Raw genomic sequence first — 14,628 nt, 5'->3', positions numbered from 1 at the left:
TTTAGTCTATATCCCTATGGTTTATTTAAAAACTTATTTTCTATCTTTACTAGGCTGTATGATCAAAATCATACTGGCACTCAACACTGTAAATTTGAGAATGAATCTGTACGTACAGACTCATTCCCTATCTATAAAGATATTAGAAATAGCTACATAGAGTTTATTTCTAGCTTATTCAAATTAGGCTTTACTATGGATGCACAATAATTTTTACAGCCGATTCATTATTATGAATCAACGTTTCAAAGCCTTTAGAAACAAGATCATCTAATGCAATACGTTGGGTAATAAAAGGTTCTAGATTAATCTTACCTTGCTCGACTAAACGGATAGTTTCCTTATGATCATTTACATAAGCAATCGTGCCACGAATATCTAGCTCTTTCATCACCACACTATGCACATTAATTGTGGCAGGATGGCTCCAAATAGAAACGATAACGACTACACCAGTTGGTTTCATTGCTGCAACGAGTGTATCCATGACTTTATTGACACTACTACATTCAAAAGCGACATCTACACCGCGGTCTTCTGTAATTTTCATTACCTCAGCAACTACATCAACCTTAGATGGGTCTAGTACATAATCGGCAACACCCGCTTCTATCGCTTTTTCTTTACGTTTTGCACTCAGTTCAGTAATGATGACCGTGAGACCTTTAGCCTTTAAAATAGCAGATAAAAGTAAGCCTATTGGGCCTGCTCCACCAACCAGTGCGATATCGCCAGCTTTTGCGCCACTTCTGACATAGGCATGATGACCGACAGATAAAGGTTCTATCAACGCTGCTTGGTCTAAAGGAATATCATTTGAAATAGGATGTACCCAACGCCGCTGAACTGCAATTTTTTCAGAAAGACCACCACCGCGTCCGCCTAAACCAATAAAGTTCATATTTTTTGATAAATGATACTTATCATTGGGGCCAGTCGGGACATCATCCGCAATAATATAGGGTTCAACTACGACATGTTGTCCAATTTGGATATCGTCTACACCCTCACCAACTGCATAAACTACGCCTGAAAATTCATGTCCCATTGTTACAGGTGCAGATTCTCCCGAAATTGGATGTGGATGACCACAAGGTGGAATAAAAATAGGGCCTTCCATGAATTCATGTAAATCTGTACCGCAAATACCGCACCATGCAACTTGAATTCCAACTGTGCCTGGAAGTACTTTCGGTTCAGGGATATCTTCAATTCGAATATCCCCTCGATCATAAAAACGAGCTGCTTTCATTGTGTATTCCTTATGTTGATATTAACGGTAAACCATTCCACCATCTGTCAAAATAGACTGACCTGTAATATAGTTTGCATCCTCGCTGGCTAAAAATGCAACTAATGCAGCCACGTCATCTGGTGTTTCAGCACGTCCTAAAGCAATACCATCTACATATTTTTTATACGTTTGACCAATTGGTGCACCTGTAATTTCAGAGAACCGCTGATCTATTTCGACCCACATGTCTGTACCAACAACACCCGGACAATAACTATTTACAGTAATTTCAACACTGGCATATTCTTTAGCCGCAGCTTGCGTCAATGCACGAACTGCAAATTTAGTTGCCGAATAAACACCGAGTAAAGCAAAGCCTTCATGACCTGCTATTGAGCATGCATTAATAATTTTTCCAGCCTGTTGGCGTTGTTTAAATTTATTTGCTGCGGCTTGAATCCCCCAAAGTACACCACCGACATTGATGTTCATAATTTGGTTAAATTCACTCGGCGTTACTTCTGCCAAAGCTTTGACTTGTGCAATACCTGCATTATTAATAATGATATCAAAACCATTAAGTGTCGATTCTGCATGATTAATAGCGTCACTGATTTGTATTGGATCTGAAATATCCGCAATAAATGTGGTGGCTTTTACGCCAAAGGCTTCAACCTCTTGTTGAACAGTATTTAACTTTTCTTGGTGAAGATCGACCAATCCAATATGAACACCTTCTTGTGCTAAACGTAAGGCAATACCGCGTCCAATACCTTGTGCCGCACCCGTAATTAATGCAACTTTATTGTTTAAACCTCTAGGCATGTTGCGACTCCTTAAATATGGATTGCACGTTGCATCGCCGACAAGACCGACTCATGCATCGCCTCAGACAAAGTAGGATGAGGGAAAATGACCTGCGCTAAGCTTTCATCTGTAGCTTCTAGGTATTTCGCGATGGCAAACCCTTGAATGTGTTCGGTGACTTCATATCCAACCATGTGAGCACCCAACAATTCACCTGTTTCCTGACTAAAAATGGTTTTAACAAATCCTGCGCTATCGCCCAAAGCCAATGCTTTACCATTCGCTTGTAAAGGAAACTTACCCACATTGATATTCAAGCCCGCAGCTTTCGCTTTCTGTTCTGTCAAACCAATACTGGCCACTTGCGGATGGGTAAAGATACAGCCCGGAATTTGTGAACGATCTAAAGCATGTACATGACTTAGGCCTGCAATTTTCTCCACACAAAGAATGGCTTCATGACTGGCTTTGTGTGCCAAACACGGTGCGCCTGCGACATCACCAATTGCATAAATGCCCACTACATTGGTTTTACACCATGAGTCGACTTTAATAAAACCATTCTCAAATTCAATTCCCAAAGCTTCTAGGCCAAGATTTTCAGCATTCGGTTTCACGCCAATAGCTGAAAGCACCTTTTCAACAGTAATTATTTGCACACCTGTGGCAGTTTCAATATGACAATGTACTTGAGCCTGATCAGTTTCTATTTTTTTTACAGTCGCTTCGGTTAAAACCTGCATACCCTGCTGTTCAAATTGCTTTTGTACATACTTCGCAACTTCAATGTCTTCGCTAGGGATAATCTGCTTTGCAATATCAACCAAGGTGACTTGGCAGCCTAAGTCTTGGTATAGACTTGCAAACTCACTGCCTATAGCACCCGAACCAATGACCAGTAAAGATTTTGGTAATTGGTCTGGAACTAAAGCCTCTTTATAACTCCAGACCTGATGGCCATCTACAGGAATATGAGGCAAATTGGCCGCACGTGCACCTGTTGCGACAATAATATGCAGTGCAGAAATCTGCTGTTTTTGACCATTCGCATCTGTAAGCTCTAAATGCTCTTTGGCAATAAATTGGGCTGCTGCATTAAAAACAGTGATTTGATTCTTTTTCAATAATTGACCGATACCTTGTACCAGTTGCTCAGAAACCTGTCTGCTATGATGGACCAGTTTTTGAATGTCAAAATCAACCGCGTTAAGAGTAAAGCCAAACTGCTCTGCATGTTTGAACTGCTGCGCAAGCGCAGCCCCGCTCAATAATGCCTTGGTTGGAATGCATCCCCAATTAAGACACACTCCGCCTAAGTGTTGTTTTTCAACAATTGCCGTTTTTAATCCCAGTTGCGCTGCGCGAATCGCAGCGACATATCCTCCAGGACCAGCACCAATAACCACAAGATCAAATTGTGTATCTGACATGGCTATTCCTCCTACACCAAAATTAATGCAGGATTTTCGACAAACTGCTTCAATGCCGATAAGAATTGAGCACCCAACGCACCATCAATGACACGATGATCACAAGACAATGTTGCAGTCACCATTTCACGAACAACAATCTCATCATTTTCGATGACAGCACGTTTCTCTGCTGCACCTAAGGCCAGAATTGCACCTTGAGGTGGGTTAATAATGGCATCAAACTGTTGAATACCCAGCATTCCCAAATTGGAAATACTGAAACTGCCACCTTGAAACTCATCAGGTGCTAGTTTTCCAGTTTTGGCACGTGTCGCCAGATCGCGCATATCATTGGAAATTTGCGCCAAAGATTTACGGTTCGCTGATTTAATAATTGGCGTGATCAGTCCATTTTCGATGGCCACAGCAACCGAAATATCAGCCTGTTCAAACTGTAAAATCTGCTGATTTTCTTCATCAAACTGAACATTGACCTGTGGAACTTTGATCAGTGCGGCAGCAGCAGCTTTAATCAGCATATCGTTAATGGACAGCTTGACTTGCGGTACGGTACTGTTAATTTGCTGACGCAAAGCCTGAACCGACTCAACATTTAAGTCTATCGTTAAGCGAAAATGTGGTGCATTGCGTTTTGCTACTTGTAGCCTTGAAGCGATTGCTTTACGCATACCATTCATAGCCACAGTGGTGAATTTTGCTGACTCTGCTGGATGTGCATGCTCAGTATGTTGAGCTTGTACAGGGCTTTCACGTTGATATACAGCCTCAACATCTTCCTTACAGACTCGTCCACGTGAACCCGATGCACGACAATCATGCAAATTAATGCCCCATTGTTTTGCCAAACGGCGGGCAACAGGTGTGGCTAGAACCTGACTATCATCTGCTTTAGATTTCGCAGCTTTCGTACTGGCTTGATGACGCACATCTGGCCAAGAACCACCAGCAGCGTGAACTGCGGCCTGAACATCTTGAACACTAATACGACCTTCACGTCCAGAACCCTTAATCTGAGACAAGTTTACATTATGCTTTTCAGCCAATTTCAAGGCATGTGGCGTTGCAAAAATATCATCGCTTTGTTGGTAGCCTTGTAACGCAGCAGGAATAGAATATCCGCCCTGAGTCACCGCTTTTGATCCATTACCAACACTGTTCTGTTTAGGAGCAGCTTGTACTTTGGTTTCAACTTGAGCCACAGCTACTTTTTCAGGAACCGCAGCTACCGCTTTATTTTCAGTTACAGCAGGTGTTCCACCTAAGGACTGTGCAAATGCTTCAACTTCTCCATCGGAAACTTGAGCGTCTGCACAAATTGCAATGACTCCTCCTACGACAAGGGTATCACCATCTTTAGCAATAATTTTTCGTAGCAAGCCATCGAAAGGCGCTTCTAGAACATTGACGATTTTTGTGGTTTCAATTTCACAAATTTCCTGTCCTTTACTAAATTGCGTACCTTCCTGAATCAGCCATTGGGCAATCGTGCCCTCTTCCATGGACAAACCCCATTTTGGGATTTCTAAGGTTTTAATTTCGCTCATCCTAAGCCTCCAACGTCTTACGTACAGCCTGTTCGATGCGTTCTACACTGGGTAGCCATTCTTTTTCTAATACTGGCGAAAATGGTACGGGTGAGTGTGGTGGAGTGACTAACTCGATTGGTGCTTTAAGATAATGAAAGCCTTTCTGGGCAATGAGTGCAGCTACATCATGCCCGAAACCGCAACGCGCTGCAGATTCATCTACAATCACTACGCGACCTGTTGAAGCCACGGACTCTAAAATGCCATCTTCGTCTAATGGAGAAATAGTTCGAGGGTCAACTACTTCAACCGAAATGCCTTCTTTTGCGAGCTTGTCAGCAACTTCATTAGCACGATGCACCATCAGGCTTAAAGCAATAATGGTGATATCTGTGCCTTCACGGGTGTAATTTGCGACACCAAAAGGAATGGTGTAGGCCTCATCTGGTACTTCGCCCTTAATGTCATATAACAACTTGTGTTCACAAAAGACTACTGGGTCATCATCTCGAATGGCTTGAATCAACAACCCTTTCACATCATAGGCGCTCGAAGGCACCACCACTTTTAAACCAGGCACTGAGGCAAATACGTTATATGGCGACTGAGAATGCTGTGCTGCTGCAGAAAAACCTGCACCAATCATGCCACGTACAACGAGTGGCGCTTTGGCTTTGCCACCAAACATATAGCGGAATTTAGCCGCTTGGTTATACAGCATGTCATAACACACGCCGTAAAAATCCATGAACATTAAATCTGCCACAGGTCTTAAACCCGTTGCAGCAGCACCTGCCGCCATACCAATAATCGCAGATTCTGTAATTGGAGTATCAATGACTCGCTCAGAACCAAATTCAGTCCATAAGCCTTTGGTCACGCCAAGCACACCGCCAAAACCTTCCAGTTTATTGTCATCGGTATTTTTGCCACCATGCCCACCACGAACATCTTCACCAACCACAATGACACTTGGGTCTCGGCGCATTTCTAATTCAATTGCTTCTTTAATTGCGTTTCGATAACTTTTATTTGGCATTTTTCTACTATTCCTTTAGTAAGAGACATAAACATCAGTAAGTAACTGAGAGACTTCTGGGTACTTAGCTGCACGTGCTTTTGCAACGGCATCGTCTACATTGGCTTTAGACTGGGCATCAATCGCATCTAGCTTGGCTTCGTCAATTTTGCCTTTGATTTTTTCACGGAATATTTTCAATGGGTCTTTATGTTCTTTGACATAATCCAGTTCTTCTTTGGAACGGATAAGCCCCGGATCACCTTCAAAATGTCCATAAAAACGGTTTGTTACCGTTTCAATCACACTCGGACCTTCACCACAGCGGGCACGTTCAATGGCTTTTTGTGCAACTTCATACACAGCAAAAAAGTCTGTTCCATCTACTTTTTCAGCGGGTAAGCCAAAACCTGCTGCTCGGCCTGCAATGTCTTTACTGCCTACGGCATAGTCGTGTGCAGTGCCTTCACCAAAACCGTTGTTTTCAAAAACAAAAATGACAGGGAGCTTTAACACGACAGCCATATTAATGGCTTCAAAAGTTAAGCCCTGATTTGATCCGCCATCACCGGTAAAAGATAGACCAATCCCACCATTTTTCAGTGTTTTAGCACTTAAAGCTGCCCCAATAGCCAAAGGTGGACCACCACCCACAATACCGTTTGCACCGAGCATGCCTTTATCTAAGTCCGCAATGTGCATTGAGCCGCCTTTACCACGACACAAACCATCATCTTTGCCAAAAATTTCTAACATCATGGCATGAATGTCACAGCCCTTGGCAATACAATGTCCATGACCACGATGCGTTGATGTAATGAAGTCCTTGTCTGTTAAATTTTCACAGATCCCTACGGCAACAGCTTCCTCGCCGCTATATAAATGGATGAAACCGGGAATATCACCTGTATTATTTTCATCGTGAAGTCGATCCTCAAATTCACGAATGTCGCGCATTCTTTTGTATGCTGCTAGCAATTGCTCTTCCGTTAATTGCATATCTTTGTTCCTTATTAACTACGCTTAAAAGAAAATCCAAAAATTAATGGTTGAATTTTTAAACCGTATATTTATATAAATATATTTTTATTTAATTTCATATTAGACTAAAAAAAAATAATGCATAAAAAGATGAGAAAAATATTAAAAACAGAAGGTTGAGAACTTAAAAAATTTTTAAAAATTTTACAGTAGTTCAATCACATATGAAAACAAACCTTTAACCAACCTTTATTTTATATGATAAGTTTTTTGCACTGTTTTAATTTTATTAAAGCACCTAAAAGAGCTTATTTAATATCGGGATCTATATTAATTATTTTAAACGATGGAGTGTTTGTAATGGATTTAAATAACACAGTATTAACTGGAAAGAAGCTACGTGGCGCTGAAAAAATGGCGCGTATTCCAATTAAAGTTGTTCCAACGGAAACAACACCGAAAAAGCCAGAATGGATTCGGACTAAAATTAGTCAACCTGAGGAAGTTCAAATCATTAAGGACTTATTACGACAACAGAAACTACATACGGTTTGTGAAGAAGCGGCCTGCCCCAATTTGCCACAATGCTTTAGCGGAGGGACTGCAACGTTTATGATCATGGGAGATATTTGTACTCGACGCTGCCCATTCTGTGATGTCGCACATGGTCGTCCTAATATCCTAGATCCTAATGAGCCAAAGCATCTGGCTGAAACAGTCAAGAATCTAAACTTAAAGTATGTCGTGATTACTTCTGTTGATCGAGACGACTTAAAAGATGGTGGTGCACAGCATTTTGCAGATTGCATTCGAGAAATTCGTCAAACCAGTCCAGAGACTCTGATAGAAATTTTAGTTCCTGATTTTCGTGGTCGTGCAGATATTGCCCTGAAGATTCTGAGCCAAAACCCACCCGATGTTTTTAATCATAATATTGAAACCGTTCCACGTCTGTATAAAGCCATGCGACCAGGCGCTGACTATAAGCACTCATTGGATTTACTCAAAAAATTTAAACACTACTGTTCTGAAATTCCAACGAAATGTGGTTTGATGGTCGGTTTAGGAGAAGTCGAGGCTGAGGTTATTGTCTTATTAAATGATTTGAAAGATTATCAAGTAGACTATGTCACAATCGGTCAATACTTACAGCCATCTAAATCTCATGCGCCAATTCATCGTTTTGTTACGTTGCAAGAGTTTAAGCATTATCAAACACATGGAGAGCGCTTAGCGTTTAAAAATATTTGGAGTGCGCCATTAGTACGATCAAGTTATTTTGCAGACCGTCAGTATCATGGTGAAGCTGTGCCTAACCCTTACATGAGCGAATGACTTTTCATCCTATTTACGTTTATTAACATTTCAGATGGAAATAGTCATTTTCAGCTCATAAGAACACTTTTAAAGTAGCTCAAGGACTGGTAAAGCCAAAAGATCTAATTTAACCAAGCAAAGAAAAAAGCATTTAAAATCGAAGCAAGAAGAAATGACGTAAATGACCATAAATTTTGAAGCTCATTTCTAAAGTTTAAAAATATTACAGTCTCATCATAAAGGAATATGATATGAACCTGTTCAATACCGCATCTGCAAAACAGCTGCAAACGACGCATTTAATTAATCAAACTACTGTACATGCTGCCCCTGTTTTAGCATTGCCTCAAGAAGATCAAACGTCTTTATTCCGCCGCTCTATTCAGCATAATTATGCTGACTTACTCAAAATAGCGGATGATTCAGATATGGCGATTGGTCTTACAGATCATCACGGGACTCTCTTATGGACATGGAGTAGTTCAGCCATGCTTTCTTCTGCTGAACAGGTACATTTTATTGAGGGCGGACATTGGTCTACACAGGCAGTTGGAACCAATGCGATTGGTATGACCTTGAACAGCCAAATTTCAAGTTGCGTCTATTCTCATGAAAACCAAATGGACAGTGTTCGTGATTGGGTTTGTTATGCCGCACCGATCTGGGATCCAGCATCAGGTCAATTTCATGGCATTATTAACCTTTCCACAAAATATAAAAAACATACGCCTTTAGGGCTGCTTGCAGTTGAACGCTGTGCAGATTTAATACAACGCGCCATAAAACTTGAACAGCAAAATTTTTTATACATTAAGGCACTAGGCTCGCCTTGGGTTCAATTTAATGGGCATACATTGAACTTGACTCACCGTCAAATTGAAATACTATGCATTTTAGCTTTGTATCCCCATGGCATTTGTTTAGAAGAGTTACACTATGCCCTTTATGGTGAGCGTAGTGTCAGCCTAAAAACCCTAAAGGCTGAGCTTTCACAACTTCGTAGCTTATTACCCCATTCAATTGAGGCTCGCATTTATAGGCTTAGCTGTGAAGTTCAATGTGATTTTTTACGTGCTGAACAATCATTAAATGCAAATCTTATATCCAGTACATTCTCGCTATATAAAGGTAGCTTTTTATCTAAATCAGAAAGCCCATTACTCAGCACATGGAGACATTGTTTTGATGCCCGTTTAAGCCAGTTGATCTATCAAATAAAGGATATCGATCAATTATTACGAATTATTGGGCAAACACATGATCGAATTGATGCAATACAACGCTTATTAGAACTCTTACCACAAGATAGCGCCCACCGTAATTATTTTTCAAACCTAATTTAAATATTATTTTTGGCTTCAACTCTAAAGTTTTATTGTGTAGAAGATTGAAAAGGAAGTATGACTTTCATACTTCCTTTAATAAAATTTAAAATTGAGAACTAACTACAGTGAAGTCTAGTAATTCACTTACCTAGCTTTGACACCCAGTTTGTCGCTGGATGGTGTACCCATGCCATTACTACAGCTTTAATAGTTAAAGCCACCAAATCTTCTAAGTCTAAGTTATGTAAGTGTGACTTACCATAAGCGCACGTCTATGCCGTGATGGTGACGATAAATATTTAAGAATGCTGACAAGCTTCATCCACCGTTGGTGATATAGAGGATCGGCATCCCCTTTCTTAAAGGGGTTTCAATGAGGTGTGAATAGCCCCCACTCTTCTAGACAAATTTAGTCTATTCTTAAGACCTTTTTAGTAGGAAAATATCTATTCATAGCTAGGTTCATGAACCAAATATTTTACAAGTTATAACTTTAGTACTCTAAGTAATTAAATTTGTTGTTTATTAAACATAAATTTAATTGTGAACTATATTATAGGTGAACATAAGTTAAATAGCATATCCAAGACTGTAGCCTACGCAACTTCAGTTGGTGCTACAGCTCGACATCGTGAATCTCAGTAAAATTATATTCACGATGCCGAGTACGCTAATGAACATAATATACGTTATGCCGAAATCCGTGAGCTTGATATATTTTGCCAATCAGGTTTTTTATCTAAAAATACTAAGTTATTGTTTTTATGTAATTAGTGTTAGCCAGGGAAAACTCCGCTGGATTAACCAGCTGTGTAATAAAATGCCTATAAAAGCCCTATTGTGATTCAAATTTAGTCAATCGTAACCCGCATGTTATAAGCCGCTAGTTCGGCATTACAGCCTGTTTATTGTATGATCTAACTTAATAAAAAGCTGTTTTAAATCATAAATTTGCTGTGAATAGTCAAAATCTGATAACTGCATGTTTTCTAAATGCTTTTCTAGGCATTCACGCATAAAAATATAGTCTTCTTTGCGTAAAACACCTTTATTTCTATTGTAGAAAACAGTGCCGTACATATGTCTATTTGTCATATCAGTTCGCGCCATACGGACGCTCTACCCCTACCGATCAAGTTTAAATGGGAGCCTGTAATCAGGGAAAGAAGGTTTTTAAATTTTAATTACCTAAATCATTTAATGCAGGTAAATAATCGATCTGCATAAAATGCATAGGAATATCCAAGGTAAATCCCCATAACAAAGATAAAGAATATAAAAACGAAAACAGCATCTATAGGCCATGGATAACGGCTCTTTAATCGCATTCGCCACAAATATTCTCTTACATGAGCATCATGTTTTCTCATAGCGAATGCGCTCCAGTAATCGCATTAGGCTGTTTGACATTTAAAGGGATTGGTTCAGCTTTGATTTGTGCATCTACTTCAGGAATCGTCTCAGGTTGCTGATTAGCCTGAATATGTTGTTCAGGAGCTGGAGAATCTTGTTTAACTTGTTCATATGATTGTTCTGTTTTGAAATAGTTGTAAGGACGATCACCATCCTCAATGAGCTTTACACAATCAGATTTTGAAACAGGTAGCTTTGTACCTTGTTCCGTATATCCGTAATACTTACCATCAAATTTGGCACATCCTGAAAATACAGGCTTTGACGTTATCTCATAGGTCAAATTTTGGCTTAAATCGTCATAAGGACTGCTCGGATTGTATGAAACAGTTTGCACAGATGGATTTACGCTTTTTGAACCACTGGACACATTCAGGCTTTTCAACATTGACTGCTTTACGACAATCTTGATCTAAATTTGTTTGAGTAGCGTTTAGATTTGAAGCTTGTTTGTTTACATCTTGATGATTGGACGTTTGCGTTTTAACGTCCTTTTCGTCTGAACCGAAGAAATGTCCTAAAAAACCTGGACCACCCGAAGCACCATAGCCGAAAACAAAAACACCAAACATGATGAATAGTGCAAAGCCAATTAAACCTTTGGGTGTACGTTTTTTACTGGTATCAATTGATGTTGATTTATATAGCTTAAATATAGAATCAGCAGGCTTAAAAGAAAACTTAGATTCGCAATTCAGTTTATTCACTAACGTATTTGGATATGCACGCAATGAACCAAATTGATAAACTTTTGGAGTTCGCCAGTAAGGACGTGTGATATGCAAATGACAGCTAATTAATTCTTTAATCGTAGGATGCAAATAACTCGGACTTTGGGTAATGAACCAAAAATCAAAGCCTCTATGACGGTGAATTGTCAATTCCTGAACAATGTCATCATTCTTATTTTTGTTCTCATTGTATGGCGGGACTAATTGAACTTCATCAATGGCGATAATTGAGCCATCAGGACAAGCTCGCCAATCAATGACTAAATTACGCACATAGTCAATTTTTAAGGCTTTAATGTTGGAATAGATGGTTCTAACAGGCTGAAAAAACTCAAAACTCTCAGATTCACCGCGATCACGGATACGTTCAATAATTTCATTGTATCGAACAGAACGAAGATAATAATCATCTGGACGTAAATCATCATAATCCTGACCCAAGATATAGAAATATTCAGGGGGTAAAACCTCAAGATGTTTTTTTAATTCATGACCTGAACCAGTTTCATATTCATAATATGAAAAGTCATCTTTAAATTTATCAAAACATGCTTTGTTATGCTCGAATACAACAATATTCTTTTTTAAATTGACTTTGTTTTTTCGTTCAACATTCAATAATTGGGTAACAACATAGGCGGTTTTGGATGCACCCGGTACACCAGTAACACAGTTCAGCATTTTTTACGCTCCTTTGTTCCGTCGCTCGTCGAAGCTCCTCGCTCCGTCACCGAGTCGCTTTTGATAAGAAAAGTTTTGATGAATTTTGGACATAACGAGCTGTAATAGCGCCTAACACCAAACTAAAAGCAACGTCAAAACCAGCAAGGCCAGCAAACTGAACCAAGGTTGTAGCCATGTCTCCAAGTGAACTTTTAAACTGATCTATCGCTGTATTTAAAGCAGTTAAAGTAATACCCGCTGTTGACAGTGTGACACCCCCACCAGTGAGGACATTTTTTAAGAAACCTTTTTGTAGGCTAGAAAGAAGCGTAGAAAGACTACTCATTAATACGCACTCCACTCACAATCAGAACAGCAGAAAGTGCACCCATTGATATAACAATCGGTCTGATATAGGTCGTAACAGAATCACACCAATCTTGAAAATCAACTTCCCAATTTTGTTGATTACCGTGATAGTTGAAATTTACAAGTGTAATTTTTGCAGGGCAGGAATTATTAAAACTAATATTTGTATCTGTTTCTTGTTGTTCTTGTTCTGGAAATTCTAGCTCTGTATCTGTTTCTTCTGATTCTTTTACCCATTCGCGAGCATCTGTAATTGCTTCCTGAACCTTATCTGCTAAAACACACATAGACGGTGCCCATGAACAGAACACTGGAAAGTCTAATGAAATAGAGCCTGGCTTGACTTCTCCAGTATCAGGATTAGTCGTTGGAGGAGCAATTTCACCTACCGCAGTTTCATCAGTTGGGATAGCAGCAGATTTATCTAATTCAGCAACGATCGGACGTGCTTGAGGTTCATCTTTTGCAGCTTCACCAACTACGGCAGCAGCAGCAGCTTGCGTTACTGGTGTTGCAATTGGAACAGCAGGATTACCTGTTTTGACTTCTGTTTCAGCTTGATCTATTACCATTTGACCAAGAGAGGTTAAAGTTAAAGGTTTACCTTCCTTATCATAAACTGGAACTGTTGGAGGAAGTGGAGCTGATGGATTATAAGTAGAGTTATTTACACGATTAATAGACCACCCGTTATAAAAATTCGTAGCACGACAATGTCCATAATCCCCAAAAGAAGAATCATAATAAGCACGACCCGCCCAATCTGGCATAGTTGTAGCAAGGCATGCAGCTTCGGGAGTGGATCTCTGAACTGAACCAGAAACCTGAAAAACATATTGATGCGATGGATAAACAGTACCATCGTCCGTAGGATGCTTTGTGACCTTACCACCTTCATCAATGACCCAATCAACACCATCGAGCAGTAAATCCATTGCTCCAATAACAGCAGCAGTACCTACATTTTTCCCAATGAATTTTCCAACTTGACCAGCGGTAGGCGTTACATTCGCCACACCAGTAACAGTTTTTTTTTGCGCCATTGATCAAAACATCTTTAGCACCGTTTACTGTAACTCCGATACCATTTGTGATAGTCGATGTAACACGCCATCCCGATCCGCCTGCCAAAGTGGATGCATTCGCAGAATTAATAAACATCACTGGAGACAGTGCAATAGAAAACGATAGTAAGACTTTTAAAAACTTCGAATAACTAACCATGCTGCCCCCAAGAGAATCAAAATTGGAATCCAATTTAAAATACTGGCTTCTTCCATTGTGTATACCCCTATGAAGTAAGCCCCACTTAGGGGGCTTATTTGTAAGTGTAAATTAAGCTGAATTTGCACCACGTTTTAGGTAACGCCAACCCGCAAAGATACCTAAAATCACTAATGCGGTACCGAATAGAGCAATGATGGTTGCTTTACCGCCATCAATTTCACCAGTCAAACCTGTAGCATCAATTGAAGAAGCAGCAGATGCATGAGTTACAACTACAGTTGCAGTTGCAAGACCTAGAGCTTGTTTTGCATATGTTTTAGTACGTTGCCAAAGTGATGGCTTTTTTTGTACTAAATCGATTACATTTTTTTCCATGGTAATATCCCCATTGGTTAGAGTGAGTTCACCGCTTTGGCAATAATTGCGTACGCAATGAAAACCGCAGCGACTGCTAGTAAAGAGCCTCCTATTTGCACCATTTCAGCTTTTGTAATAGCTAAAGGGTGTGAATACTCGACCCATTCAAGGCATGTCTGTAAACCTTGTTCATTTGCAGTGGTAAGTGTTTTACAGACATGCATTGC

General features: G+C 39.9%; 15 protein-coding genes. 2 read left to right on the top strand and 13 right to left on the bottom strand.

The window, feature by feature from the left end:
• Positions 1 to 193 precede the first annotated feature (193 nt).
• Genes AC0KVP_RS08890 through AC0KVP_RS08865 form a run of 6 tightly spaced genes read right to left on the bottom strand, consistent with a single transcriptional unit; the run spans position 194 to position 7,017 of the window.
• The gene (locus tag AC0KVP_RS08890) at positions 194 to 1,252 is read right to left on the bottom strand and encodes a 2,3-butanediol dehydrogenase (protein ID WP_473336103.1); all 1,059 of its coding nucleotides are present in this window, start codon (positions 1,250 to 1,252) and stop codon (positions 194 to 196) included.
• 21 nt (positions 1,253 to 1,273) lie between these two features.
• The gene (locus AC0KVP_RS08885) at positions 1,274 to 2,059 is read right to left on the bottom strand and encodes an acetoin reductase (RefSeq protein WP_473336101.1); all 786 of its coding nucleotides are present in this window, start codon (positions 2,057 to 2,059) and stop codon (positions 1,274 to 1,276) included.
• Between the two features lie 11 nt (positions 2,060 to 2,070).
• A complete protein-coding gene (gene lpdA / locus AC0KVP_RS08880; RefSeq protein WP_473336099.1) occupies positions 2,071 to 3,471 on the bottom strand; it encodes a dihydrolipoyl dehydrogenase in 1,401 nt (466 codons plus the stop codon).
• A gap of 11 nt (positions 3,472 to 3,482) precedes the next feature.
• Complete coding sequence (locus tag AC0KVP_RS08875; protein ID WP_473336097.1) at positions 3,483 to 5,018, bottom strand: 2-oxo acid dehydrogenase subunit E2; 1,536 nt, start codon at positions 5,016 to 5,018, stop codon at positions 3,483 to 3,485.
• A gap of 1 nt (position 5,019) precedes the next feature.
• Positions 5,020 to 6,039 (bottom strand): alpha-ketoacid dehydrogenase subunit beta, encoded by a 1,020-nt coding sequence (locus AC0KVP_RS08870; RefSeq protein ID WP_004979604.1) that lies wholly within the window; start codon positions 6,037 to 6,039, stop codon positions 5,020 to 5,022.
• A 15-nt stretch (positions 6,040 to 6,054) separates the two neighbouring features.
• Positions 6,055 to 7,017 carry a thiamine pyrophosphate-dependent dehydrogenase E1 component subunit alpha gene (locus tag AC0KVP_RS08865; protein ID WP_010326708.1) on the bottom strand — a complete coding sequence of 321 codons (963 nt, stop codon included), beginning with the start codon at positions 7,015 to 7,017 and terminating at the stop codon, positions 6,055 to 6,057.
• A gap of 342 nt (positions 7,018 to 7,359) precedes the next feature.
• Between AC0KVP_RS08865 and lipA the strand changes: the two genes are divergently transcribed.
• Both lipA and AC0KVP_RS08855 read left to right on the top strand, forming a co-directional pair.
• Complete coding sequence (lipA, locus tag AC0KVP_RS08860) at positions 7,360 to 8,334, top strand: lipoyl synthase (RefSeq protein ID WP_411370709.1); 975 nt, start codon at positions 7,360 to 7,362, stop codon at positions 8,332 to 8,334.
• 233 nt (positions 8,335 to 8,567) lie between these two features.
• Positions 8,568 to 9,659: a transcriptional regulator gene (locus AC0KVP_RS08855; protein WP_279687945.1), complete on the top strand. Its 1,092-nt coding sequence runs from the start codon at positions 8,568 to 8,570 to the stop codon at positions 9,657 to 9,659.
• 876 nt (positions 9,660 to 10,535) lie between these two features.
• On the opposite strand, the gene AC0KVP_RS08850 is transcribed toward AC0KVP_RS08855, so the two are convergent.
• From AC0KVP_RS08850 to AC0KVP_RS08820, 7 genes are all read right to left on the bottom strand, one after another.
• A complete protein-coding gene (locus AC0KVP_RS08850) occupies positions 10,536 to 10,751 on the bottom strand; it encodes a hypothetical protein (protein ID WP_473336090.1) in 216 nt (71 codons plus the stop codon).
• Positions 10,752 to 11,007: 256 nt separating this feature from the next.
• The gene (locus AC0KVP_RS08845; RefSeq protein WP_473336088.1) at positions 11,008 to 11,391 is read right to left on the bottom strand and encodes a hypothetical protein; all 384 of its coding nucleotides are present in this window, start codon (positions 11,389 to 11,391) and stop codon (positions 11,008 to 11,010) included.
• Positions 11,354 to 12,466, bottom strand: coding sequence for a zonular occludens toxin domain-containing protein (locus AC0KVP_RS08840; RefSeq protein WP_473336085.1), 1,113 nt, complete (start codon positions 12,464 to 12,466; stop codon positions 11,354 to 11,356). Before AC0KVP_RS08840 ends, AC0KVP_RS08845 begins: the two co-directional genes overlap by 38 nt.
• A 46-nt stretch (positions 12,467 to 12,512) precedes the next feature.
• Positions 12,513 to 12,794, bottom strand: a complete 282-nt coding sequence (locus AC0KVP_RS08835; RefSeq protein ID WP_473336082.1) for a DUF2523 family protein — start codon at positions 12,792 to 12,794, stop codon at positions 12,513 to 12,515.
• Positions 12,787 to 13,860 carry a virulence factor TspB C-terminal domain-related protein gene (locus AC0KVP_RS08830; protein WP_473336080.1) on the bottom strand — a complete coding sequence of 358 codons (1,074 nt, stop codon included), beginning with the start codon at positions 13,858 to 13,860 and terminating at the stop codon, positions 12,787 to 12,789. Before AC0KVP_RS08830 ends, AC0KVP_RS08835 begins: the two co-directional genes overlap by 8 nt.
• A gap of 292 nt (positions 13,861 to 14,152) precedes the next feature.
• On the bottom strand, positions 14,153 to 14,419 hold the full coding sequence (locus tag AC0KVP_RS08825) for a major capsid protein (RefSeq protein ID WP_473336078.1): 267 nt from the start codon (positions 14,417 to 14,419) through the stop codon (positions 14,153 to 14,155).
• Between the two features lie 17 nt (positions 14,420 to 14,436).
• Positions 14,437 to 14,625, bottom strand: a complete 189-nt coding sequence (locus AC0KVP_RS08820) for a hypothetical protein (protein ID WP_473336075.1) — start codon at positions 14,623 to 14,625, stop codon at positions 14,437 to 14,439.
• Positions 14,626 to 14,628: the final 3 nt, after the last annotated feature.

Source organism: Acinetobacter sp. DL27 (genome assembly GCF_055810995.1).
This window is presented reverse-complemented; position numbering and strand designations above follow the sequence as displayed.